The organism is Anabaena sp. FACHB-1391, assembly GCF_014696755.1.
Lineage (GTDB): Bacteria > Cyanobacteriota > Cyanobacteriia > Cyanobacteriales > Nostocaceae > Dolichospermum > Dolichospermum planctonicum.
Window position 1 is genome coordinate 24795 of sequence record NZ_JACJQS010000028.1, and the last position, 24176, is coordinate 48970.

Below are 24176 nucleotides of genomic sequence, written 5' to 3' on the forward strand. Positions count from 1 at the left end.
TAATATTAGGCTGTTAAACAAAATTACAGCCAAATCACAAAATATAAAATGACTAAGATCATTGTCACTGGAGTTGCGGGTTTTATTGGTTCTCACTTAGCTGAAACATTATTAAAACAGGGAGAAGAGGTAATTGGTATTGATGAATTTAATGATTATTATGATCCCCTGTTGAAGTGGAAAAATATCGCCAATTTTCAACATTACCCCAATTTTACTTTAGTAGAAGGGGATATACAATTTTTAGATTGGCAAAAACTGCTTTTAGATGTCCAATTAGTTTATCATCAAGCGGCCCAAGCTGGAGTTAGAGCCAGTTGGGGGAAGGGTTTTCGAGCTTATACTGAACGGAATATTAACGCTACACAAGTTTTATTAGAAGCTGTTAAAGATGCTGAAAATTTAAAAAGATTAGTGTTTGCATCTACATCTAGCATATATGGTGACGCGGAAACATTACCAACCCATGAAGAAATTAAACCTTTACCTGTGTCACCTTATGGTATTACTAAATTAGCGGCTGAACAGTTGGGAATGTTATATCATAAAAACTTTGGTGTCCCGTTTGTATCCTTACGTTATTTTACGGTCTATGGACCAAGACAACGGCCAGATATGGCATTTCATAAGTTTTTTAAAGCAGTGTTGCAGGACGAAGCAATTCCCGTTTATGGTGACGGAAAACAGACCAGAGATTTTACTTTTGTCAGTGATGCGATCGCTGCTAACTTAGCTGCTAGTATTGTACCAGAAGCAGTAGGGCAAATTTTCAATATTGGCGGCGGCAGTAGAGTCATTTTATCAGAAGTTTTAGATACCATGGCGGAAATAGTCGCTAAACCCATCAAACGCCATTATATCGAAAAAGCCATGGGAGATGCCCGTCACACCGCTGCTGACGTATCCAAAGCCCGAAAAATCCTTAATTATCAACCCCAAGTATCCTTAAAAAATGGCTTAACCCAGGAATGGGAATGGGTGAAGAGTTTGTATAGTGTATAACTAACAAAGATCCCCCCCTTCCTAAAAAAGTCGGGGATCTGAACCTGGTAAATATTCAGCTATAATAAGACAATATAAATCTTAGATTACCAAAAATCCCCAAAATACCCAGGGAGTTAGAGTTATGGTTGCTACTCCAATACCGACCGTTGCCGAACTATCAAAAGTGACAATTTCTTGGGAAGCATTACCCGAAGATTTTATCTTAGAAGAAGAACCTGTGGAAAACACTGCACAACCATTAATTGCTGGAGCATTACGAGAAAGTCTAGAATTAAGTGGATATATTCAACCCACCATGCTCATAGCGGCAAATTTGGGCATCTGTGCCACCATGGATGGTAAACTTGTTGTCAAAGCTCCAGATTGGTTTTTTGTGCGGACAGTTTTACCCTTATCTGGGGTGACAGATAGACGCAGCTATACACCCCACCTAGAAGGGGAAATTCCCAGTATTGTCATGGAATTTTGCTCAGATACTGACGGAAAAGAATACTCAGCTAGACGCACTTTCCCCCCCGGAAAATGGTTTTTTTATGAACAAATTCTCCAAGTTCCTACTTATGTAATTTTTGATCCCCTGACTGCTGTATTAGAAGTTCATCAACTTGAGTCAGGACAGTATAAATTACAGCCAATAGACCCAAATAATCGTTACTGGATTACAGATATGGGATTATTTTTGGGATTGTGGGAAGGGGAAAAGGAAGGTCGCATAGGTTACTGGCTACGGTGGTGGGATCAAGCAGGTAATTTGTTACCCTGGGCTGTAGAAAAGGTAGAACAGGAACAGCAACGGGCTGAACAGGAACGTCAACGGGCTGAACAGGAACAGCAACGGGCTGAACAGGAACGTCAACGGGCTGAACAGGAAAGCCAACGGGCTAAAAGGTTAGCAGAACAGTTACGCGCACTGGGTATTGATCCAATTGATTAAATGTGCGGTTTCTAAAATTGTTGTAGAGATGTTTCATAGAACGTCTCTACATTCTTTTTTGCGGGATACCTAATTAATCCCAATTGGGAAATTCATTGTCGCTTAACCCAACCTCCAAAATCAAACTCAAGGAGTTTCAGTTTTGGCTGTTGTAAAAGCGGTTTCTAACCGCAAAGAGGGCATAAAATTTAACTAAAATAGTTCACTCAGATGAATACTCACATCAGGAAAAGCTAAAGTTGATAAACTTTGATTTTTTGTTAACTTCTGTACATCTTGATAAATTACCTCAAGAGAATTTCGATATACTTCGATAATTTCCTGATTAACATCTACTAACCAAACTTCAGGAATATTTGCTTCTGCATATAAAGGAATTTTCACCTCCCGATCATATTTTACAGTTGTGTCAGCCACTTCTATTAACAAAAATATATCTTCTGGTTGGGGGTGTGAATTTCTATAAAAATCTGGACGTGGTTTTAATAAAGCTATGTCTGGTTGGGGTTCAGAAGTTTCATTTAAAACTACTGGGTTTTGAGGTGCAAGAATGATCCGTTTTCCTAAAAGCTGAATTAGCAGATTAACTAATCTATTTACACAACCAGCGTGTCTTCTTCCAATAGGTGACATATCAATCATTTCCCCCCGAATTAATTCTACTCGCTCATTTTCTGACAGAATACCAAATTCAGCCATTTGGTGAAATTGTTTAACTGTAAATTGATGTCTGATTAGTTGTAAAACCATTGTCACCTCTATTTAGATTTTAATTGAGATTGATAAAAAACTGTTGTTGGGTTGCGCTGTTACTTAACCCAACCTCCAAAATCTACAAAATCAAACTCAAGGAGTTTCAGAAATTGCTCCTTGCATTTTCATGAAAGTATCAATTAAAGTCTGCAATTGTTGATCTGCTTTAAAAACTCCTAAACCTCTTGCTGTCACTTTTCCAGGAGAATAAACAAACCGAGATTTCATATTTGAAGTTAACTTTTCTGCTAATAGATTCCAAGCTGGTTCTTCCATGGGTGTTTCTAAAACAATATGCTGTTTATTCTCTGGTTTAATGCGACTAAATCCCAGGTTTTTAGCTAATTGTTTTAATTCCATCACGCGCAATAATTGATTTGCTGGTACGGGTATAGTACCATATCTATCAGTCCATTCAGCAGCGATTTGTTTTAATTCATATTTTGATTTTACCGTGGCTACAGCGCGATAAGCACTCATTTTTTGATCAAGATCAGTAATGTAATTGGCAGGAATAAATGCAGTGAGATTAAGATCAATTTGCGTATCTTCAACTTTGGGTATTTCTTGACCTCTAATTTCTCGAATTGCTTCCTCTAACATCTCCATATACAAATCAAAGCCAATTGCATCCATTTGACCAGATTGTTCTGCACCTAGCAAGTTACCCACACCGCGAATTTCCATATCTCGCATTGCTAATTGATATCCAGAACCGAGTTGAGTAAATTCTTGAATTGCTCTTAATCTTTGTCTAGCGGCATCGGATAATTCTCTTTGTTTGGGGTAAAATAACCATGCGTGAGCTTGAATTCCCGCACGTCCCACTCGTCCCCGCAATTGATATAATTGAGATAAACCAAAACGGTGAGCATCTTCAATTAAAATTGTGTTGACTCGCGGAATATCTAAACCAGATTCGATAATTGTCGTACAAACAAGAATATCCGCGTCATTATTTCCGAAAGTCAGCATGGTTGATTCTAACTCACTTTCGTCCATTTGACCATGAGCGATCGCAAATCTTCCTCCGGGGACCATTTCTCGCAAATTTGCAGTGGTTTCTTCAATTCCGTCTACTCGCGGAACTACATAAAATACCTGGCCACCTCGATCTAATTCTTGACGAATTGCACTTCTGACAATTTCCGGTTTTAGGGGTGCGAGGTGGGTTTGAATTGGTCTTCTCGTTGGAGGTGGAGTGGTAATTAAACTCATTTCCCTAATTCCTGATAATGACATATATAAGGTTCTGGGAATAGGGGTAGCGGAAAGAGTTAAAACATCAACTTCAGTTTTCAAGCTTTTGATTTTTTCCTTTTGATTAACTCCAAATCTTTGTTCTTCGTCAATTACTAAAAGTCCTAAATCTTTAAATTGCACACTTTTTCCTAATAATTGATGTGTACCAATTACTATATCTAATTCCCCAGTTGCGAGACGTTTTTGAATATTCCGTTTTTCTTCCGCACTACGAAAGCGATTGAGTAAACCTACATTAATTGGATAAGGTGCAAAACGTTCTTTAATTGTGTGATAATGTTGTTGAGTTAAAATAGTGGTTGGTGCTAAAAGTGCCACCTGCTTTCCTGCGGTGACAGCTTTAAAAATTGCCCTAATTGCTACTTCAGTTTTACCAAAACCCACATCTCCACATACTAACCTGTCCATGGGTCTCTCACTTTCCATGTCCCGTTTTACGTCTTGTACTGCTTTTAGTTGATCTGTGGTAGGATGATAAGGGAAAGAATCCTCCATTTCTTCTTGCCAAGGCATATCTGCGGGATAGGAAAAACCCTGTTGTTGCGATCGCGCTGCATACAATTTTAACAAATCTACTGCTAATTTCTTAATCGCTTTTCTGACTTTATTCTTAGTATTATCCCAAGCTTTTCCAGTCATTTTATGCAGTTCTGGAGGTTTATCTGCATTGGTTCTAAATCGAGATAAAGAACCAACTTGATCAGCAGCAACTCTTAATAAACCATCTGCATATTGCACAACTAAATAATCACGGGTTTCCTCGTTAATTGTCAGACTTTCTAATTTGACAAATTTGCCAATTCCATGACTACGATGAACAACAAAATCCCCTGGACGTAATTTATTAGGATCAACTTGCTTAGATGTCCCTTGACGACGTTTACGGACATAGCCGAAATTAGCTAAGGAATGTTGTCCATAAAATTCTCTATCAGTGACAATAACTAACCGATAAGAAGGTAAAATAAAACCTTCTAATTCAGCTAAACCAGAATATTTTAGAGCAATTGGTGTATGATTAATTTGTAGTTTATCAATGGCTTGATAATCACGAGGATTGGGAATAAACTGCGCGGGACAATCGTGTTCTTGTAGCAGAGAAACCGAACGGGAAGGTTGAGCCGAAAGTATCCAAATTGCAAAATTGCGATCGCGTTCTTTCCTAATTGTCTCCGCTAATTTAGCAAATTGGTGAGGAGTTACCGGTAAAGGTCTACTCCCTAAATTCAAACCACTATTTTCTTCTGATAATTCTGATAAGTATAATTTTTTAAAATTCCCAATTTCCCCTAAACAATCATTAAAAGAACGATGAATTTTAGGTAATTCAACAGATAACTGACCACTGACCACTGACCAATGACTTTGAGCATTTTCCACCCAGCGATCGCTATGAGCATAACATTGCTCTGGCTCATCAATGGCCACAAATGTATTTTTAGGTAAATAGTCAAGTAATGAAGCGGGTTTTGTAAAAGCCAACCCCAAAAGCCGCCGACTCCCCTCTATATTGTCCTCCTTCATATCCCCTTCTAAAAGGGGTAAAGCGTCTGAATTTAATAATGTATCATCCTTTAATCCGTTTAAAATAATTGGTGCGAAACTTGTGGGAGTGAGGGTAATTTTTTCTACCTTATCCAAAGCTGAACGCTGGGTAGACGGGTCAAATTCCCGAATTTGTTCAATTTCATCTCCAAACCATTCCAATCGCACAGGTAACTCCGAAGACACCGGAAACACATCCACAATATCCCCTCGTCTACTCCATTGTCCTTCAGTTTCCACCAGGGGAACTCGTTCATATCCCAAAACAGTGATTTTTAGAGCAAATTCATCCAAATCAAAACCCATTCCTTTTTCCAAAGTCACAGAGAATGACTTAAACGCCTCCGGTGGTGGTAAATGTGGTTGTAATGCGCTTACAGTGGCAATAATGGCTATATTATTATTATTCTTAGCTAATTGACCAGCCACCGCTGACGACTGACAATTAACCAAATCAGTTAAAACCTGCATTTGTCCCCAACTTAACTCATTTTCAGGGTCAAAGGGTTCGTAGGGAGAAGCTTCCGAAGTAGGGTAAAAATGGACAGTTTTCCAGCCCATGGCTTCCATTTGGGCGAAAACCCGCCCAGCTTCCTCCAGAGTAGCACAGACCACGCACAAATTTTGATCTTCATAATTTGCTAATGCTGAAGCTACCAGTCCCTTGGGGAAACGAGAAATCCCATTTAACCGCAATTCCTGTTGTTTGTTGAGTTTAGTGATTAGTTCTGCGGTCAGCAAAGATCGGGACAAAGCACGGACAATAGAAGAAAATGGCATAAGTTTTACGCTAAATTGGCAGTTGTTACCGATATGAAAATCTAGAAGCCCTTGATATCAACTATTTTAAAAGTTTTAATCGCTCTCTTGACAGTGAAGGGGCAAAAAATCTAGCCTAGAAATGATTTATCAAGTCAACCTTAGATCAACCAGACTGGATTTAACTTGTATAATTCTAGTAACATCTTACTAAAGCGTGTTACTTTCAGCGTAACACACCCTACTGAATATTTACTTGATAATTAGACTCTTAACTGCTAATAGATAGAAGAAATCTGACCACTACTTTGTTTATAGTCAAAGTATTTAAGAGAATCACCTAAAATAATGGATACTAAAATAAGTCAGATTTAATTAACATTAGCCCGAATTTTGGAACTCCGTATAATTTTACTCTTTATACCAGCAATTTTAAAAATGTCTTCCCTCTCTTTTGAACTTTTCACAATTTTGGTGCTAATTTTCGCCAACGGTGTGTTTTCCATGTCGGAAATGGCCGTAGTCTCGTCCCGGAAAGTTAGACTACAGCAGTTAGTTAACCAAGGGGATATTAACGCTAGGGCTGCATTAAAATTAGCAGAATCTCCCAATCATTTTTTGTCTATTGTCCAGGTGGGGATTACACTGATTAATATTCTTAATGGTGTATTCGGAGGTGCTACTATTGCCAAAAGACTAGAAGACTATATTAAGCTAGTCCCCATTTTAGCCAATTATAGTAATGCGATCGCCTTTGGGATAGTTGTTTTACTCATTACCTATTTTTCCCTAATTGTCGGTGAACTCGTACCCAAACGTCTCGCTTTAAATAACCCCGAAAAAATCGCCGCTTTTGTAGCTATACCTATGCGGGCTTTAGCAAGAATCGCCTCACCTGTAGTTTATCTTTTAAGTGCATCTACAGACCTAGTATTGCGAATTTTAGGAATTACACCCTCAGAAGAACCCCAAGTCACAGAAGAAGAAATTAAAATCTTAATCGAACAAGGTACGGAAGCAGGGACCTTTGAAGAAGCCGAACAAGACATGGTAGAAAGGGTTTTCCGATTAGGCGATCGCCCCGTTACCTCCTTTATGACACCCAGACCTGATATAGTCTGGTTAGACTTGGAAGATCCTGCTGAAGAAAACCGCCAAAAAATGACCGAAAGCGCCTACTCTCGGTATCCAGTTTGTCAAGGGGGATTGGATACAGTTCTGGGTATAATTCCTGTCACCGACTTACTAGCCAGAAGTTTACGTAATGAACCCTTAGATCTAACCCTGGGATTACGTCAACCCGTATTTGTTCCCGAAAGTACGCGGGGATTAAGAGTTTTAGAACTGTTTAAACAAACCGCGACTCACATGGCCTTAGTCGTAGATGAATATGGAGTCATACAGGGATTAGTTACCCTGAATGATATCATGAGTGAAATAGTCGGTGATGTTCCCGCAGGACCAGGACAAGAAGAACCCCAAGCAGTACAAAGGGAAGATGGTTCTTGGTTAGTAGATGGAATGTTAGGAATAGAAGAGTTTTTAGAACTATTTGATCTCGAAGAATTAGAAACTGAAGAAAGGGGAAATTATCAAACATTAGGAGGTTTTGTGATCACCCATTTAGGACGTATTCCCGCAGCAGCAGATCATTTTGAATGGGATAATATGCGCTTTGAAGTTATGGATATGGACGGAAATCGGGTTGATAAAGTATTAGTTGTACCCAGGAGAATGAATAATGGGTAATTGGTAATTGGTAATTGGTGATAAACTAGAAATTATCTATTTATTGTCTTTAATTTTTCTTGTTTAATGCACGTTATCAGCCGGAAAAAGCTCAGAGATTTTTGTCAGGAACACGCAAACAGTTGTGAAATTCTTGACGACTGGTATATTACTGCTAGTAAAGCTGATTGGCGTAATTTAGTACAAGTACAATCTGTTTATCCTAAAGCTGAAGCTGTTGGTAATTTCACAGTTTTCAATATTAAAGGCAATAAATACCGTTTGATTTCTAGTATTAATTATGATAAACAGGTAATCTATATTAAATATGTCTTAACTCATGCAGAATATGACAAAGACTACTGGAAAAATGACCCTTACTTTTAATTCAGACGCTTACAGCAAATTACTGTCCCAGTATCAACCACGAGTAATAAAAACGGAGGAAGAAAATGAGCAGTTTTTAGCAGTTGTGGAAGATTTACTTTCTCGTTCTCATCTAACTTCAGAAGAAGATACCTTATTGGAGTTATTAATGAGGCTAATTGAAGACTTTGAAAGTCAGCATTATCAGTTAAATATTTCTACTCCTGCTTCAAGAATTTTGCATTTGCTGGAAGCGCAGGGTTTGGAAACAGATGATTTAATTTCTATTTTTGGTTCAAGTAATTTGGTTTCTCAGATAATTAATGGTGAGGTGGGAGTGACGCAAGAACAAGCTAATATTTTGGGGAAATTTTTAAAAGTCGATGCTAGTTTGTTTGTTAGCTAAAAAACGACTTTTTCAGCAAAATCCCATTTTTGTATCATGGGTATTTCTGATTCCGAAACACTCCCACAATCACAGCAATTCCCGTTTTTATGAAATAAAATATCAGAGATAGGTTAAATATGCTTTCATGACGATATCTATTTTTATTCTTTCTGGGCTTACCTCCTAACTTCGGAAACTGCTGTATTAACCATATAAATAACATATAAATAATCAAATATGTTCAGGTATTTCTCTCTTCCTCTGCGACCTTTGCGCCTCTGCGTGAGACAAAAAATCCCGTTCACTGATACCAGACTCAATAGATAATTTATTGAGTTTCAGTTAGAAAAAAGGGTACTAAAAAACCATTTTCTTCCTTTTTTCTAACCATTAACTTACACCATTACATCAGGAAATTAAAGCTGTCTAACAACAGGTTTACCGTCAATAACCTCACCGACAAGAACGATATCTGCACAATTGACAAAAATACCATTTTCCAGAACACCAGGAATATTATTCAGAGTTTTTTCTAGATTTACAGGATCTTCGATCTGATCAAATGTCACATCTAAAACCATATTACCTTGGTCAGTGATCACAGGTCCTGCTTTTTTTACACCCATACGCAGTGTTGGCTTACCACCGAGCGCTTTAATAGCATTAGTGACAGGAGTAAGCGCCATAGGAATGACTTCTACAGGGACAGCAAACACAGAACCCAGTTTATCTACTAGTTTACCACTATCAACGACCACAATAAACTGTGTTGCCAAGTAATCTACAACCTTTTCGCGGGTATGCGCGGCACCACCACCTTTAATTAAGTTTTTATGGGGATCTACTTCATCCGCACCATCTATAGCAATATCAATATGGTCCACAGCGTCTAAAGTAGTGAGGGGAACGCCATACTCTTTTGCTAAAACTTCTGACTGAAATGAGGTGGGAATACCGACAATATCCTCAAGTTCTCCAGATTTGAGCCGTTCTCCTAAATACTGAATTGTGTAGGCTGTGGTTGAACCTGTACCCAAACCGACTATCGAACCTGATTTTACCAAATTGGCCGCGGCCTTGCCAACTTCTTGCTTCATCAATTTAACTGGGTCTGCTGGTATGGACATTCTTTAACTCCTGAAAAACTCATGCCAAGGTACTGTTACAGCCGACTATACTACAAAAGAGGATCAATTTAGCTTAGTAATTATAGGAGTTATGCAAAATATCTGGAGAAACTCTTTCCTTCGTGGTTCATTATTCAGTGACTTGTACCTAAGTCCTAAATTAGTTAAACTTAAAATTTATTTTCTCATTCTCATATCCAAAAACTTCAATTGTTGATATAAACAGCGAATTTGTTGTAAATATACACCCGCTGCTTCGGCTTTCCTAAATGGGTTGCCAAAAATTGCTTCTATCTCTAAAGGACGACATTCATCAAAATCAATTTTCATACTGGTGCGGTAGGGTTTCATTTTTACAGTGTAATCTAACATGGTTTGAATAAAACTTTCAGGAATAATTCTGCCTGTACTTTTTGCCCCTGCTGCTACTTCCCACATCAAATTTTCTACTAATTGTCGAGTATGAATATCTGCCATTAATTCATCAGTTCTCGCATCAAGAATTACAGATAAACCATTGTAGGGAATATTCCAGACTAATTTTTTCCACCGTCCTAATAGTAAATCTTCTAATAGTTCTATGGATATGCCCGCATTTTCAAAATCTGCTGTAACTTCCCGCATTTTTTGAGTAATGCCAGTTAATTGATAATTAGATGTATATTCCCCCAAAGTAATTTGTCCATAATCTAAATGATGAATATGCCCTGGTGCAACTTTATTAGAACAGAGAAAACATAAGCCACCAATAATGCTAACATTGCTGACAATTTCCGCCACTTCTGCCTCTATATCCAGTCCATTTTGTAATACTAATACCGTCCCATTATCCTTAACTATTGGTGGTAATAGATCGGGTAAAAGTTGATTTTGAGTAGTTTTTAATGATACTATTACCACATCACACTGTGGCATCTTTTCTACATTGTTATAAGCATTAACTTGGGGGAGGGTAAAGTCACCGTCTTTAGACTCAATGATTAAACCGTTTTCCCTTACCTGTTGATAATCACTTTTGAGTAAATAGTGAACTTCTAAACCGGATTTTTGCAGTTTTGCACCATAAAATCCGCCTAATGCACCAGTTCCCAATATTGCATAAGTGCGTTTAACCATATTATGTATAGAAAAATCATCAGGTCAGATTTTACCAGAATTGTAGCTAATTAAACTTAAACATGATTTACTATTTTCTAGAACCTTTGCTAGATATAAGGTGAGGTAAAATTAATGGCTGATATTGTTGATATTGCAGTTAGTAATGATGCGTTTAAAACTTTGGTAGCGGCTGTGTCCGCTGCTGGGTTAGTAGAAACATTAAAAAGTCCCGGTCCATTTACCGTGTTTGCACCCACTGATGATGCTTTTGCCAAATTGCCCCCCGGCACAATTACAACTTTATTACAAAACCTTCCCCAGTTAGCACGGATTTTAACCTATCATGTCGTTCCTGGTAAGTTAACAAAGGATGATTTGGCAAAACTGGGTACAGTAACTTCTGTGGAAGGTTCTCCTATTAAAATTAATTGTGATCATGGTTTTGAGGTGAAAAATGCTACAGTTTTAGCCGCCGATATTGTTGCAGATAATGGCGTGATTCATGTTATTGATACTGTGATTTTGATGGGTTAATCCCACCTTTTCACTTGGGAAATCTTATAGAGACGTTTTATACAGCGTCTCTATTATGAATAAATTTAGTTGTCAAGGCTAATTCTTTAAAAAAAGTAACATAAATACTATGATTACTCACTTTTGATATACTATAATCTTATTAATCTATTATTTACAATAAAACTTAATCATAAGTACCGACAATTATCCCCAAAAATCAATGTTAGATTTCAACACCTTAGCTGAGTTTTCCCGCAACAACTGTATAGGCATTTGTGCCTTTCTTGTCCCGGCCAATATCCTAACAACCTTATTAACGATTATCCTCACCTTCCTAAATCGTCCCCTGGGTCAAGTATGGATATCTACAGGATTAGCCTGTTTATTTGCCAGTGTCATGGTGCTGCACGTTTATACTTGGTTTATGATTGGTGTAGTCATGGCACCAACTTATATTTTATTGTCCCTAGCAGTTACTTGTTTATTGACCAATCTTTTGCTAATTATCTGGCGGAGAAATTCTCTACAATTATTTTCTCTTGGTAAGTAACTACAACAAAAGTCAAAATTTCAGGAATACCAAAAACTGGATATTTGGCTTTTTTTATAAACAGTCAGAATAGTAGTTAAAAATATAAATCACTATTCTGACTATGGTTAATAGCTGTTAATCAACAGCTTATTTTTTAGGTTTTAGCAGTAACCCCAGCCGCAACAGGGATTATAACCGCCATAATAACGGCCATAACCGCCATAACCGCCATAAACGCCATAACCGCCATAACCATAATACCTATGTCCACCAACAACGTTTTGTACTTCCTCGGTAGCTAGTTCATTAAGAAAACTAGTAGCATCATTAAATAAATCATAACCGATAGGAAGTAGTGCAGATATTTGGATATTAGCCATGATAATTACTCCTTGATTTGATGAATTGTCTTGACAAAAGATAAATGAGATTAGACTTGCTATAGACTAACCTTACTTCTGATTCTTCCCAAAATCATTGATAAATTCAAGGCTTTGACCTCAATGGATAAGACTTAATTGAACTATTTTTGTCTAGTTATTCATGGTAATTAGCAGTTAAAAGATGTTTATTAATTTACAGTTTTTGAAACTTACCAGGAACGTATTTTAGAGATGTTTCATGCAACATCTCTACAAAAAATGTCATTTTTATTGTGGATTAGATTTACGGAAAATACCGACTTAATTAAGTTTATTTTGTCTAAATTACATGAGATAGACAACATATCTAAACCCAATATTCAATTGTCTTTAATTGGTAAATTCTGCCCGTAATTGATTAACAACTCGATCTAATCCCACAGAATGGGCGGCTTTGAATAATAAGCAATCTCCCGTTTGCATAAATGTTTTCAATCTTGTTACCAAATCAGTATGGGTAGTAAAACATTCACAAGATATATTATCGGCACTATTAGCAATAATTTCCGCATCTTGACCATCAACTAACACCAACAACCCATCAAGATGCAAATTTTTGACCATTTCCCCGACTTTTTGATGCAGTTCTGCGGATCTTTCTCCTAGTTCCTTCATAGCACCTAAAACCGCAATTTTCCGCTTTCCTGGTGTGTCTGCTAACAACTGTAAAGCAGCTAACATGGCTTCTGGGGCGGCATTATAGGTTTCATCTAAAATCACGATATCATGAGGTAAAGTGAAGCGTTGACTTCTACCTATGGGCATATTTACCATGATACCAGATTGTAATAATTGCCAATCAATTTCTAATACCTGAGCTACGGCTAAAGCTGCTAAAAAATTACTAGCATTATGACGACCAGGTAAGGGTAAAAGTAAACGCTTTCCAGCAACTTCTACGATTTCATTATTAATTAATTCTCCTTGAATATCACCACCAGAAAAACCGTAACTGATAACTTTACCCTGCCAAAATTTCGCTGCTGTCGCCATTAATCGGGGATTATCATAGTTAAGAATGGCGATACTATGATCTGGCATTGTGGCTAATAATTCACATTTAGCTTCAGCAATTGCTGCTTCTGAACCAAGTAATTCAATATGGGCTGTTCCCACATTAGTAATTACCCCAATTGTTGGTTTAGTAATTTCTGTGAGTTCGGCAATTTGTCCCCTTCCCCGCATAGCCATTTCTATAACAGCAAAATCATCTCCTTTCGTCAATTCTAAAAGAGTTTTGGGAACACCTATTTCATTATTAAAATTCCCGTAGGTTTTATGAACTTTTCCTTTTGTAGCTAAAACTGCGGAAATTAGTTCTTTAGTGGTGGTTTTACCTACTGAACCAGTGATGCCAATTACAGGAATAGAAAAGGTTTCCCGCCACCATTTAGCAATTTGCTGATATGCTTTTAAAGTATCTTTAACCCGCAAAATCGGAAAACCCGGATTTTGATTTTCATAGCCATAATCAACTATAGCCAATATAGCCCCTTTAGCGATCGCTGTTGGCACAAAATCATGTCCGTCAAACTTTTCCCCTCGCAAAGCCAAAAAGACCTCACCCGGTTGCAAAATGCGGGTATCTGTTTGTATACCAGCCAACTGGGCTAAGGTAGATACAGATACATTCACAGGTTCAGCTACAAGAACTTCAAGCAGTTGAGAGATAGTGGTAGAGACTGACATACTGATAAACGATAAGGTATTTTAAAGGTAATAACCTTATCATTTTTTGTGTCACGTGGACATAGTGCTATAATTTAGTTTATATTGTACTACAAGTTTTTTCAGAAAATCGCTAAAATAGAAATACACTTGCTACTTATGAATTACAGAGACTATATTACAATCGAAACTCGCTTCATGTTCGGGATGTAGGGATGAAAGCAATAATAGACCCGATAGTTTGGAATGATGCAAAAGATAATGATTTGATGATTGTCTCGAAAGATGCCTGCCATTGCTTGCTCTCTCATAATCGCACTGAAAATTTGCAACTGCATTCAAACCAGTAATAAGGTGCGTTACATTTCATTAACGCACCCTACAGGATTTGCTGTATACTGAAACAATAAGTATTATAATATCAGCTTAAAATCATGTGTATATCAATATTTAACAATGAGGATAAAAATGATTAAATTCATAGATTTGTTTTGTGGTACAGGGGGATTTAGAATAGCCGTTGAAATGATTTGTAATCAGTATAATATTTCCTCTCAATGTGTTTTTTCTAGTGATATTGATATAGACTCGCAAAAAATATATACAGCAAATTTTGGAGAAACTCCAGCGGGAGACATTACTAAAATTAATGAAAATGATATTCCAGAACATGATATATTATTGGCTGGTTTTCCCTGTCAACCTTTTAGTATTTGTGGAGAACTTAAAGGTTTTGCAGATACCAGAGGTACATTATTTTTTGATATTGCTAGAATTATTCAAGCTAAAAAACCCACAGCTTTTATATTAGAAAATGTCAAACAGTTACAAGGACATCAACAGGGAAAAACGTTAAAAATTATTATTGATAATTTACAAGATTTAGGATATTACACAGATTATAAAATTGTTAATGCCTTAAATTTTGGACTACCACAAAAACGAGAAAGAATTTTAATTATAGGTTTTAAAAATCAACATCATTATGAGAATTTTAAATGGCCATTGATAAAAATTCCCATGCAACCATTATCAACAATATTAGAAAATTCCGTTTCTGACTTTTATTATGCTTCGGAAAAGATTAGACAAAATCGGTTACAAAAAGTTAAACCTAATCAACAAGATGATCAACCAACAATATGGCATGAAAATAAATCTGGTAATATTAGTGTATATCCTTATTCTTGTGCATTAAGAGCAGGAGCATCCTATAATTATCTATTAGTTAATGGAGAAAGAAGGTTAACTGAAAGGGAAATGTTGAGATTACAGGGTTTTCCTGAATATTATCAAGTGGTGGGAAGTTATCAAACTATGAGGAAATTGACTGGTAATGCTATTGCTATTCCCTGTGTGGCTAGTGTTATTGATGTTATGATTAATCTGATGGTAACAAAAAGTATCAAATCTAGTGTATCTAAAAATCCACTATTTCATCAATTAAATCTTTTTGAAAATAATTCATCTATCTCAAAAAATTATGTACACAATTCAAGAAGCTAAAAAACAACTTGATATGCTGATCAAAAAAGCTAGGGTTGATATGTATAAACCTATTCAAATTGCAGAAGTTTTGAGACGTTCACCTTTAGAGAAAGATATTGATATCTTGGACAAGGAAACATATAGAACTCAGTCACGCCAATGGCGTGATTTGGTTACGGACAGATTATTAAATAAAGTATCTACATCTTCATCTAAATATCAAGATGATATATGGACTAAAACAGCAATGCCTCCTGAAATACTTTCAGTTCTTGATCAAGAAAATAAACGTACTGAAGGAGGAGTAGAGCATTACATATATCTAAGTTTTGGTGAAAGACAATCCACTATAAGTAGCGTGATTGAATATATAAATAAAACAGCAACAGATAAATTTAGTTTAAAATATTTATTAGAATTATTTGTTACTCAACCTGGAATTAGAAGAAGTATTGATAAAGCCTATGAAATTGTAGCCTATAGTTTGTTTGAAACTATTGTTGTAGCTCTTGATGCAGAAATTAATATTTCTATCCCTCCTGCAAAACAAGATATATTAAATGAATTTTCTGATTTAGCTAAAGTATTATTAGGGATTGAAAAAGGGAAAAACTCATGGGGATTTAAAGCTCATATCTATCGAGTAGGAGTAACTAATGCCGCAGATAGAGGTTTAGATATGTGGGCGAATTTTGGACCAGCAATTCAAATTAAGCATTTAACTTTAAATCCTGAATTAGCACAAAATATTGTTGATCAGATAGAAAGTGATCATATTGTTATTGTTTGTCGTGATGCTGATGTAGCTGTTATTAAAATGATTACAACACAAATTTCATGGGGACAAAGAGTAAGAGGTATTGTTTGTCAATCTGAACTAATAAATTGGTATGATCTTTGTTTGAGAGGTAAATATGCTCAAATATTATCTCAGCCATTAATTAATTGTTTATCTGATAGTTTTAGAAAAGAATTTCCTCACTCTATTGCTTTAACTGAATTTTTAGCAGAAAGAAACTATCCACCTTTAGATACATTAAATGAAAATTGGCGCATTATAGGATAAGTTATCGCTCAAATACAAGAATACAAATCTTTTTGATACAGATCAAGCTAAATGTGAATATTTAAAGGTTATGTAATTTTTATCCCTCCTCGAAATTCCCGCAGTGCTTGAGCATGATTTTCTATATTAACACAACGCATCAATAAATCTACATCTAAACTCGGTAAAAGTTGCGATTTACTAACAGCCTCATATCCCTCATTTCCTAAACTATAAAACAATAATTCATCATTCATCCAAAACCAAACTTCAGGAATTTGTAACCGTTTATATGCTTCCAGTTTATTAATTCCTCCACTACTAACAACCACCTCAATTACTAAATCAGCACGTTTGCTATTTGGTCCAAATTCATAAGATTTATCGCCTTCTTTTTTAACTTTTTCAAATTCATTTTCTAAAGTAACAGAACCAGTAGGAGTAAAATCTAACTCCAAAAATTCTAAATAAATTTCTAGTAAAGCACCAATACGTTCTTTGATAATTTGATATTTTTTACCTGGGTTTTTACGAATCTCCAAAACTCCATCTAAAAAGGATAACTTTACCCCTGGGCGGTCAATTAGCTGTTCAACAGCTTTAAATTCTCTCCAGGTTAAGTCGCTAATTAAAATTGGTTCTGCTTCGCGTTCAATGATTGTAGTTATCATAATTTAAACCCAAAGAGATTGAATTTATTGTATCTTAAATTCCCATGTATAACCGTTATTTCTAATCGCTTTTCAAATCACCTAATTTCTCTATAAAATCTGCGTGTTCAACAGACTGTAAACCAGTTTGTAAAACATTCAATACAACTTGCATATTACCTGTTAATAATTCATTTACCGCTAACCATAAACCTGGAAATACCCGACTTTGTAAAACTCCCTCTTCATTAGGTGCTAATTCTAAATATTCACCTTCTTGTAAGGAAAACCAACTTAATTTTTCGTCCAAAACTTGCCAAACAATATATTCTCTCACACCATTGCGACGATAAGCCTGTTTTTTGCCATGGAGGTCAATAGCCACACTACTAGCAGCAATTTCTACAACTAATTCTGGTGGACCCTCAATATAATCATCCTCACTGATGCGAGTTTGACCTCCTGCTTCTGGTATAATAATCAAAACTGCATCAGGTTGAGGTTCATTATCTAAATCTAGCCGGACTGTGGGTTCAACTCCTAAAGCCACACCAGGGGTCATGGCTTCATAATTACCAAGCCATGTTAGGATGCGACCATGAGGTTGTCCATGACTTCTAAAACGCAGAGCAGCAGGCATAATATAAACTATCCCTTCGATTAATTCAGCTTTTTTCGGTTTAGATACGGCATTATATCGCCGTTCAAATTCATAACGGGTGAGTTTGTCCCCGTTTGTCAAAGGAGGAATTATCGAAGCTGGGAAGGGTATTTTTACCATAATTTTCTGAATGAGTAATGAAGCCCTGAACGAATTATAACAAATTATTCAAGTTTTTCATAATTTCTGGACATTTTACTTTCTATAAATTGATAATATGACAACTTTCCTCACAGATTCTCTAGATATAAATAGATTTCATTTTTCTTCAAGATTGAACTTAAAACAAAGAAGTGAATTAGGTCAGTTTCTAACTCCTGCACCGATTGCGAGATTTATGGCAGGACAATTTAACAATTTATCTGGTCATATTAGTTTACTAGATCCTGGTGCGGGTGTTGGGTCTTTAACTGCTGCTTTTGTAGAGCGATTATTAATAAATGCTGATCAAATTGAGAGTTGTTTAATTACAACCTATGAAGTAGAAGAAACCTTTTTACCCTGTTTAGAACAATGTCTTATAGAATGTTGTAATGCTTTACAAAACAAGGGAATAAAAGCAGATTATTCTTTGCAAAATCAAAGTTTTATCGAGAGTGTTGGTAAAACCAGTTTACCGCTTTTTACTAAAAATTACCACAATTTTACCCATGCAATTCTAAATCCACCTTATAAGAAAATAAGTAGTAAATCAACTGAGAAAAAAATACTATCAAAGCTGGGAATTGAAACGGTAAATTTATATAGTGCATTTGTTTGGCTATCCATATTACAGCTTTCTCAAAATGGTGAAATAGTTGCAATTACTCCCAGAAGCTTTTGCAATGGTAGTTATTTCCGGCCTTTTCGCAAAGCTTTTCTAGAAAAAATGGCATTTGAAAATATTCATATATTTGCAAGTCGCTCCTTAGCTTTTGCACAAGATAATGTTTTACAAGAAAATATTATTTTTCATGCTGCTAAAACAGAAGTTAAACCTAAATGTATAGAAATAAGTATTAATTCAGAACAAGAATTAGATAATTGTTCAGAAATCAGACTTGTTCCATATAACCAAGTTATTGAAACAAATGATCCTGAGATGTTTATTCATATTCTTACCAACTCTCTGCAAGATGCTGTAAAAGTGCAAATAGATAAATTTTCATCTACATTAGATGAACTTGGTTTAGAAATTTCAACTGGTCAAGTTGTAGATTTTCGTCTTAAATCATCTTTAAGAAATTCCTTAGATGATCAAAACGTTCCCTTAATTTACCCAGAATCTATAAAACCAGGAAAAATTTTATTTCCTCCCACAAAACCGAAAAAATCAATTGCTATTGAAAATAATCAACAAACACAAAAATGGTTAATTAAACCAGGATGGTATGTTTTAATCAAGCGATTTTCTGCTAAGGAAGAAAAACGTCGTATTGTTGCTGCTGTCTGTTCTCCTATAAATTCACCCGCGCTGGGTATAGAAAATCATCTTAACTATTATCATGCTAAGGGAAAGGGAATGAATCCTGACCTAGCAAGAGGTTTAACAGCATTTCTCAATTCAACTTTATTTGATAACTATTTTCGGCTGTTTAGTGGTAATACACAAGTCAATGCAACAGATTTGCGTAAAATTAGATATCCCTCTCAAGAGGATTTGATGCAACTGGGAAGCCAAATTGATGAATTTGTATTTGACCAGGAAAAACTTGATACACTTGTTCACAAAACTCTGTCAATTATGAGTGAAGCAATAAACGCAATTCAAGCTAGTAAACGTATTCAAGAAGCACTAACTATTCTGAAAGAAATTTCTGCACCAAAAGAACAGCAGAATGAAAGATCCGCACTGTGCTTACTTGCATTAGCAGATATTCGACCGGAAACTTTTTGGAATCAAGCAACAACTCCCAAACGCAGAATTACTGAAATGATGGATTGGTTTCGTGATTATTATGGAAAACAATACGCACCAAATACACGAGAAACTGTGAGAAGACAAACAATGCACCAGTTTGTACAAATGGGTTTAGTTGTGGAAAATCCAGATCAACCAAAGCGACCAATTAATAGCCCTAAATGGTGTTATCAACTTCAGCCACAAGCGCTTTCGCTGATACAATCATACAACTCTGAATGTAGGTGATGCTGGTGATAAATTCATTATTAATGAAACTCAAAAGTTTGGAGAAATAGGAATTGACTTAGATCCTCATGGTAAAATGCCAGATGTTGTAGTTTATTATCAACAACAAGACTGGCTAATCTTAATAGAAGCTGTCAAGTCATGGTCCTGTTAATTTAAAACGACACAATGAACTAAAACAACTGTTTAAATTTAGTAGCAAGGGATTAGTTTTTATGACTGCTTTTCCTACTCGCAAGGAAATGACTCGGTATCTAGCTGAGATTTCTTGGGAAACAGAAGTTTGGGTAGCAGACCAACCAGATCATTTAATTCATTTTAACGGAGAGAGATTTCTTGGACCATACGAAAACCGGGAAAATCTTTCTTGATATTTTGGCGGTACTAATTCTATCAATGATTGAAAGTAAGTATATAAATGATTTTTGTTAGTTTTAGTACAAATATCCCTAAAAATTATTAAGATTTATTTACTTAAACAACATAAATATTGTTTAAGTTAGGGACCATAACCCAGTCAGTAACTAGGTTTTAGCATCTCTCACAGCAAATAACCCCGTAACAAACCTTATTTGTTCATAGCCAATAGATTTGAGAAAATCAGAAGCGATTTAATAATCAAGCACTTATAGTTATTTAAGTTGCAAAGGGAGAAGACCGGATGAAATTAGCTTACTGGATGTATGCAGGACCAGCCCACATTGGTACTTTGCGGATTGCTAGTTCTTTTAAAAATGTTCATGCAATAATGCACGCACCCCTGGGTGATGACTACTTTAACGTCATGCGTTCCATGCTATCGCGGGAGAGAGATTTCACTCCAGTGACAACCAGCGTCGTTGATAGAAACGTTTTAGCCCGTGGTTCTCAAGAAAAGGTAGTAGACAATATCACCCGCAAAGATGCGGAAGAACACCCCGATTTAATTATCTTAACTCCTACCTGCACTTCCAGTATTTTGCAAGAGGACTTACACAACTTTGTGGAACGGGCGCAGTTGGAAGCAAAAGGGGACGTAATGCTGGCGGACGTAAACCATTACCGCTACAATGAACTACAAGCCGCAGACCGGACTTTACAACAAATTGTCCAATATTACATTGACAAAGCCCGGAAGCGGGGGGAATTATCAACACAGAAAACCGCTAAACCCTCGGTTAATATTATCGGCGTTTCTACCCTTGGTTTCCACAATAACCACGACTGTACCGAACTTAAACGGTTAATGGCTGATTTGGGAATTGAGGTCAATATTGTCATTCCTGAAGGTGCTTCGGTTCACGAGTTGAAAAATATGCCCCAAGCTTGGTTTAACTTAGTTCCTTATCGGGAACTGGGGTTAACAACGGCTAAATATCTAGAAGAACAATTCGGGACACCTTACGTAGATATTACGCCCATGGGTGTTGTAGAAACTGCTAGATGTATACGTAAAATTCAGCAGGTAATTAACGCCCAAGGTGCTGAGGTGAATTATGAAGACTTCATCAATGAACAAACTCTTCATGTATCCCAAGCGGCTTGGTTTTCCCGTTCTATTGACTGTCAGAACTTGACTGGGAAGAAAGCGGTGGTTTTCGGTGATAATACTCATGCAGCGGCTTTAACAAAGATTCTCTCGCGGGAAATGGGGATTCATGTGGTTTGGGCGGGTACTTATTGCAAATATGATGCTGACTGGTTTAGAGAACAGGTGAGCGAATATTGCGATGAAGTATTAATTACAGATGATCATGGTGAAATTGGGGATGCGATCGCTCGTGTTGAACCTGCTGCTATCTTTGGTACACAGATGGAACGTCACGTTGGTAAACGTTTGGATATTCCTTGCGGTGTGATTGCAGCACCAATTCACGTGCAGAATTTCCCCATTGGTTACAAACCATTTATGGGTTATGAAGGTACAAATCAAATCACAGATTTAATCTACAATTCCTTCACTTTGGGAATGGAAGATCACCTTTTAGAGATATTTGGTGGACACGATACAAAGGAAGTAATTACCAAAGGAATTTCCGCAGAATCTGGTTTGAATTGGACAAAAGATGGACAAGCAGAATTGAATAAGATTCCTGGTTTTGTGCGCGGGAAAGTGAAGCGAAATACGGAAAAGTTTGCCCGTGAACGTGGGTTTAAGGATATCTCCGCTGAGGTTTTGTATGCTGCGAAGGAGTCTGTAGGAGCATAGGGTTTCCGTGGTTGATTAATAAGATTAAGGGGTATCCTAAATGGATGCCCTTTTTGCTTATTTAATGCTAATTTGAGCTTCATTTAAGTTGCCCAGAATATTCATACTTAGTTTACTATCTTTGTAGTAAAGATAAATTTATTATACATAAGTGTGATGACAATGCCATCGAATTTAGTAATTCAGGATGCTAAGATCACCAAATACTTACTGGTGTATCAGCCTAAAAGTGATAAATCAGGATATTTGGCTTGAGCCGGATATAACTTAGATAACTGGGAAGTTCTCAAAAACGATATAATAAAAGCTGTGAAAGGTTCTGAAATTTCAGATGTTACCCCAACTGGTTATGGATCTCAGTTTACTGTTAAAAGTCAATGCCGTGGTCCAAATGGCCGCTTACTTAGGTTATCACTATCTGGCAACAGGATGAAGGAACAGAAGTATGAAGATTTATAACTTTAAAACCTGATAGATCAAAGGAGAATTAAAAGATGACAACAGCCACCTTATTCCAATGGGTGGAACTAAAACAAGATGTTCCTAACAGCCCTGTAAAAGCTGGTAATAAGGGGGTTGTTTTAGATCATCTATCCCAACTAATTAACTCCTTAAATGAAAGATTTGGTACAGATTTTACCTTAGCAGATCAACTGTTTTTTGAAAAAATTACCGAAACAGCGATCGCTAATGATTCTATCAAAAAAGCTGCTCAAGTCAACACTAAAGAAAACTTTGCTCCTGTGCTAGAAAAGCATCTAGAAAACCTCTTTATTGAACGCATGGACGGGAATGAAAAAATATTTATGGAGGTGATGAATAATGAAGAATTTAGAGCAATGGTGTTAGAAAAATTACTATCTAGTATTTATGAGACATTGAACCGAAATGTAGATGAAACCGGCAATAGCAACTAAAAAGGAGCGATTTTTACCAGTCTACAAGGGTTTGAGGCTCATTTACAGCAGTTTCTATAACACTTTGGTACAATAATTGAGTAGATAAAAGTAAATCCTCGCTAATTCGTGGAAATTTTCACTTTAGTAGTAGAATAACAATGTTAAGTTTTATGTGCCGACCTTGAGGATATAAAACAAGACCATACAAAACCTGTAATTTCCGAAGCTTCTTTCATAGCTTTTAACAAGACAACAGTAAAGAGAGGATTTCACAACATGACATTTACACAACCCCCCTTACCTTTTGCTTCTGATGCTTTAGAGTCTTACGGCATGAAAGCTGAAACCTTTGAGTACCATTATGGTAAACATCATAAAGCTTATGTAGATAATTTGAACAAGCTAGTTGATGGTACAGAATTAGCTCACAAGTCTTTGGAAGAAGTAATTCAAATCGCTTTTGGTGACTCTGCTAAGGCTGGAATCTTCAACAACGCGGCTCAAGTTTGGAATCACTCTTTTTTCTGGAATTGCTTAAAACCCGCAGGTGGTGGCGCTCCTACAGGCGCATTAGCTGCTAAAATTGCACAGGATTTTGGTAGCTTTGACAAATTCAAAGAAGAATTTTCTACCGCTGCTGCTACTCAATTTGGTAGTGGTTGGGCTTGGTTAATTGATGATCATGGTACACTAAAAATCATGAAAACACCAAACGCCGAAAACCCCCTCGCTCATGGTAAAAAAGCGCTTTTGACCATTGACGTTTGGGAACACGCATATTACATTGATTTCAAAAATGCTCGTCCTGCATTCATCAAGAATTTCCTAGATAATTTGGTGAACTGGGATTTTGTCGCTGCAAATTTTGCTGCTTAGATTTTAATTGATACAGCAGCTTTCAGCAGTTAGCAGTAAAACCCTTGTTTGTGCAAAGCTTTGTGGCTCAGACAGGTACCTCATTGACTTGCAGTTGTAAAAGTATCATTATCATTAGATAGGTCTTATTGAGAATA

21 protein-coding genes and 2 pseudogenes are annotated in these 24176 nt (G+C 36.5%); 15 read left to right on the forward strand and 8 right to left on the reverse strand.

Features of this window, described 5'->3' with window-relative positions; all coding sequences use genetic code 11:
• Window positions 1-48: 48 nt before the first annotated feature.
• Complete coding sequence (locus tag H6F62_RS13905) at window positions 49-1002, forward strand: NAD-dependent epimerase/dehydratase family protein (protein ID WP_137908885.1); 954 nt, start codon at window positions 49-51, stop codon at window positions 1000-1002.
• Window positions 1003-1126: 124 nt separating this feature from the next.
• The gene (locus H6F62_RS13910) at window positions 1127-1939 is read left to right on the forward strand and encodes a Uma2 family endonuclease (protein WP_137908884.1); all 813 of its coding nucleotides are present in this window, start codon (window positions 1127-1129) and stop codon (window positions 1937-1939) included.
• 192 nt (window positions 1940-2131) lie between these two features.
• Here the strand turns inward: H6F62_RS13910 and H6F62_RS13915 are convergent, their stop codons facing one another.
• Both H6F62_RS13915 and mfd read right to left on the reverse strand, forming a co-directional pair.
• Entirely contained in the window at window positions 2132-2689 is a 558-nt protein-coding gene (locus H6F62_RS13915; RefSeq protein ID WP_137908883.1) for a Uma2 family endonuclease, read from the reverse strand.
• 96 nt (window positions 2690-2785) lie between these two features.
• Complete coding sequence (mfd, locus tag H6F62_RS13920; protein WP_190372293.1) at window positions 2786-6280, reverse strand: transcription-repair coupling factor; 3495 nt, start codon at window positions 6278-6280, stop codon at window positions 2786-2788.
• Window positions 6281-6697: 417 nt separating this feature from the next.
• Here mfd and H6F62_RS13925 point away from each other — a divergent pair, with 417 nt between their 5' ends.
• From H6F62_RS13925 to H6F62_RS13935, 3 genes are all read left to right on the forward strand, one after another.
• Complete coding sequence (locus H6F62_RS13925; RefSeq protein WP_190372294.1) at window positions 6698-8008, forward strand: hemolysin family protein; 1311 nt, start codon at window positions 6698-6700, stop codon at window positions 8006-8008.
• A 66-nt stretch (window positions 8009-8074) separates the two neighbouring features.
• Window positions 8075-8374: a type II toxin-antitoxin system HigB family toxin gene (locus H6F62_RS13930; protein WP_137908881.1), complete on the forward strand. Its 300-nt coding sequence runs from the start codon at window positions 8075-8077 to the stop codon at window positions 8372-8374.
• Window positions 8358-8759: a transcriptional regulator gene (locus tag H6F62_RS13935; RefSeq protein ID WP_236097162.1), complete on the forward strand. Its 402-nt coding sequence runs from the start codon at window positions 8358-8360 to the stop codon at window positions 8757-8759. The genes H6F62_RS13930 and H6F62_RS13935 overlap by 17 nt, the downstream gene beginning before the upstream one ends.
• Before the next feature lie 398 nt (window positions 8760-9157).
• On the opposite strand, the gene rpiA is transcribed toward H6F62_RS13935, so the two are convergent.
• Both rpiA and H6F62_RS13945 read right to left on the reverse strand, forming a co-directional pair.
• A complete protein-coding gene (gene rpiA / locus H6F62_RS13940) occupies window positions 9158-9868 on the reverse strand; it encodes a ribose-5-phosphate isomerase RpiA (protein ID WP_190372295.1) in 711 nt (236 codons plus the stop codon).
• Window positions 9869-10045: 177 nt separating this feature from the next.
• Window positions 10046-10984 carry a putative 2-dehydropantoate 2-reductase gene (locus H6F62_RS13945; protein WP_190372296.1) on the reverse strand — a complete coding sequence of 313 codons (939 nt, stop codon included), beginning with the start codon at window positions 10982-10984 and terminating at the stop codon, window positions 10046-10048.
• A 114-nt stretch (window positions 10985-11098) separates the two neighbouring features.
• On the opposite strand from H6F62_RS13945, the gene H6F62_RS13950 reads away from it, so the two are divergent.
• Complete coding sequence (locus H6F62_RS13950; RefSeq protein ID WP_028082616.1) at window positions 11099-11500, forward strand: fasciclin domain-containing protein; 402 nt, start codon at window positions 11099-11101, stop codon at window positions 11498-11500.
• A 202-nt stretch (window positions 11501-11702) separates the two neighbouring features.
• Window positions 11703-12032, forward strand: a complete 330-nt coding sequence (locus H6F62_RS13955; RefSeq protein ID WP_137908877.1) for a hypothetical protein — start codon at window positions 11703-11705, stop codon at window positions 12030-12032.
• Window positions 12033-12175: 143 nt separating this feature from the next.
• Here the strand turns inward: H6F62_RS13955 and H6F62_RS13960 are convergent, their stop codons facing one another.
• Window positions 12176-12394 (reverse strand): hypothetical protein, encoded by a 219-nt coding sequence (locus H6F62_RS13960; RefSeq protein ID WP_190372301.1) that lies wholly within the window; start codon window positions 12392-12394, stop codon window positions 12176-12178.
• Between the two features lie 372 nt (window positions 12395-12766).
• On the reverse strand, window positions 12767-14125 hold the full coding sequence (gene murF / locus H6F62_RS13965) for a UDP-N-acetylmuramoyl-tripeptide--D-alanyl-D-alanine ligase (protein WP_137908876.1): 1359 nt from the start codon (window positions 14123-14125) through the stop codon (window positions 12767-12769).
• 152 nt (window positions 14126-14277) lie between these two features.
• Here murF and H6F62_RS13970 point away from each other — a divergent pair.
• The 3 genes and pseudogenes from H6F62_RS13970 to H6F62_RS13980 form a co-directional block, all read left to right on the forward strand.
• Window positions 14278-14454 (forward strand): annotated as a pseudogene (locus H6F62_RS13970) (DUF5615 family PIN-like protein); the annotation flags it as partial.
• Between the two features lie 118 nt (window positions 14455-14572).
• Window positions 14573-15610 carry a DNA (cytosine-5-)-methyltransferase gene (gene dcm, locus H6F62_RS13975; protein ID WP_137908875.1) on the forward strand — a complete coding sequence of 346 codons (1038 nt, stop codon included), beginning with the start codon at window positions 14573-14575 and terminating at the stop codon, window positions 15608-15610.
• A complete protein-coding gene (locus H6F62_RS13980) occupies window positions 15588-16658 on the forward strand; it encodes a HaeII family restriction endonuclease (protein WP_137908874.1) in 1071 nt (356 codons plus the stop codon). Before dcm ends, H6F62_RS13980 begins: the two co-directional genes overlap by 23 nt.
• Before the next feature lie 68 nt (window positions 16659-16726).
• On the opposite strand, the gene H6F62_RS13985 is transcribed toward H6F62_RS13980, so the two are convergent.
• Together H6F62_RS13985 and H6F62_RS13990 are read right to left on the reverse strand one after the other, a co-directional pair.
• Entirely contained in the window at window positions 16727-17308 is a 582-nt protein-coding gene (locus tag H6F62_RS13985) for a Uma2 family endonuclease (protein WP_137908873.1), read from the reverse strand.
• Window positions 17309-17369: 61 nt separating this feature from the next.
• Entirely contained in the window at window positions 17370-18068 is a 699-nt protein-coding gene (locus H6F62_RS13990; RefSeq protein ID WP_190372297.1) for a Uma2 family endonuclease, read from the reverse strand.
• 97 nt (window positions 18069-18165) lie between these two features.
• On the opposite strand from H6F62_RS13990, the gene H6F62_RS13995 reads away from it, so the two are divergent.
• The 5 genes and pseudogenes from H6F62_RS13995 to H6F62_RS14010 all read left to right on the forward strand — a co-directional run bounded on the left by H6F62_RS13995 (window position 18166) and on the right by H6F62_RS14010 (window position 24039).
• The gene (locus tag H6F62_RS13995; RefSeq protein WP_242026019.1) at window positions 18166-20076 is read left to right on the forward strand and encodes an N-6 DNA methylase; all 1911 of its coding nucleotides are present in this window, start codon (window positions 18166-18168) and stop codon (window positions 20074-20076) included.
• A gap of 19 nt (window positions 20077-20095) precedes the next feature.
• A pseudogene (locus tag H6F62_RS21005) lies at window positions 20096-20447 on the forward strand (BsuBI/PstI family type II restriction endonuclease).
• Between the two features lie 290 nt (window positions 20448-20737).
• Complete coding sequence (gene bchB, locus H6F62_RS14000; RefSeq protein ID WP_137908870.1) at window positions 20738-22264, forward strand: ferredoxin:protochlorophyllide reductase (ATP-dependent) subunit B; 1527 nt, start codon at window positions 20738-20740, stop codon at window positions 22262-22264.
• Between the two features lie 494 nt (window positions 22265-22758).
• Entirely contained in the window at window positions 22759-23181 is a 423-nt protein-coding gene (locus H6F62_RS14005) for a type I restriction endonuclease subunit R (protein ID WP_228036429.1), read from the forward strand.
• Window positions 23182-23439: 258 nt separating this feature from the next.
• Window positions 23440-24039 carry a superoxide dismutase gene (locus H6F62_RS14010; RefSeq protein WP_137908869.1) on the forward strand — a complete coding sequence of 200 codons (600 nt, stop codon included), beginning with the start codon at window positions 23440-23442 and terminating at the stop codon, window positions 24037-24039.
• The last annotated feature ends 137 nt before the right edge of the window (window positions 24040-24176 follow it).

Excerpts from the sequence above, each read along its gene's own strand:
- H6F62_RS13945 (WP_190372296.1), bottom strand. The coding sequence starts at position 10,984 with ATGGTTAAACGCACTTATGCAATATTGGGAACTGGTGCATTAGGCGGA.
- mfd (WP_190372293.1), bottom strand. The coding sequence starts at position 6,280 with ATGCCATTTTCTTCTATTGTCCGTGCTTTGTCCCGATCTTTGCTGACC.
- murF (WP_137908876.1), bottom strand. The coding sequence starts at position 14,125 with ATGTCAGTCTCTACCACTATCTCTCAACTGCTTGAAGTTCTTGTAGCT.
- H6F62_RS13995 (WP_242026019.1), top strand. The coding sequence starts at position 18,166 with ATGACAACTTTCCTCACAGATTCTCTAGATATAAATAGATTTCATTTT.
- H6F62_RS13905 (WP_137908885.1), top strand. The coding sequence starts at position 49 with ATGACTAAGATCATTGTCACTGGAGTTGCGGGTTTTATTGGTTCTCAC.
- dcm (WP_137908875.1), top strand. The coding sequence starts at position 14,573 with ATGATTAAATTCATAGATTTGTTTTGTGGTACAGGGGGATTTAGAATA.
- bchB (WP_137908870.1), top strand. The coding sequence starts at position 20,738 with ATGAAATTAGCTTACTGGATGTATGCAGGACCAGCCCACATTGGTACT.
- H6F62_RS13910 (WP_137908884.1), top strand. The coding sequence starts at position 1,127 with ATGGTTGCTACTCCAATACCGACCGTTGCCGAACTATCAAAAGTGACA.
- H6F62_RS13915 (WP_137908883.1), bottom strand. The coding sequence starts at position 2,689 with ATGGTTTTACAACTAATCAGACATCAATTTACAGTTAAACAATTTCAC.
- H6F62_RS13985 (WP_137908873.1), bottom strand. The coding sequence starts at position 17,308 with ATGATAACTACAATCATTGAACGCGAAGCAGAACCAATTTTAATTAGC.
- H6F62_RS13960 (WP_190372301.1), bottom strand. The coding sequence starts at position 12,394 with ATGGCTAATATCCAAATATCTGCACTACTTCCTATCGGTTATGATTTA.
- H6F62_RS14005 (WP_228036429.1), top strand. The coding sequence starts at position 22,759 with ATGACAACAGCCACCTTATTCCAATGGGTGGAACTAAAACAAGATGTT.
- H6F62_RS13990 (WP_190372297.1), bottom strand. The coding sequence starts at position 18,068 with ATGGTAAAAATACCCTTCCCAGCTTCGATAATTCCTCCTTTGACAAAC.
- H6F62_RS13950 (WP_028082616.1), top strand. The coding sequence starts at position 11,099 with ATGGCTGATATTGTTGATATTGCAGTTAGTAATGATGCGTTTAAAACT.
- H6F62_RS13930 (WP_137908881.1), top strand. The coding sequence starts at position 8,075 with ATGCACGTTATCAGCCGGAAAAAGCTCAGAGATTTTTGTCAGGAACAC.
- H6F62_RS13980 (WP_137908874.1), top strand. The coding sequence starts at position 15,588 with ATGTACACAATTCAAGAAGCTAAAAAACAACTTGATATGCTGATCAAA.
- H6F62_RS13955 (WP_137908877.1), top strand. The coding sequence starts at position 11,703 with ATGTTAGATTTCAACACCTTAGCTGAGTTTTCCCGCAACAACTGTATA.
- H6F62_RS14010 (WP_137908869.1), top strand. The coding sequence starts at position 23,440 with ATGACATTTACACAACCCCCCTTACCTTTTGCTTCTGATGCTTTAGAG.
- H6F62_RS13935 (WP_236097162.1), top strand. The coding sequence starts at position 8,358 with ATGACCCTTACTTTTAATTCAGACGCTTACAGCAAATTACTGTCCCAG.
- rpiA (WP_190372295.1), bottom strand. The coding sequence starts at position 9,868 with ATGTCCATACCAGCAGACCCAGTTAAATTGATGAAGCAAGAAGTTGGC.
- H6F62_RS13925 (WP_190372294.1), top strand. The coding sequence starts at position 6,698 with ATGTCTTCCCTCTCTTTTGAACTTTTCACAATTTTGGTGCTAATTTTC.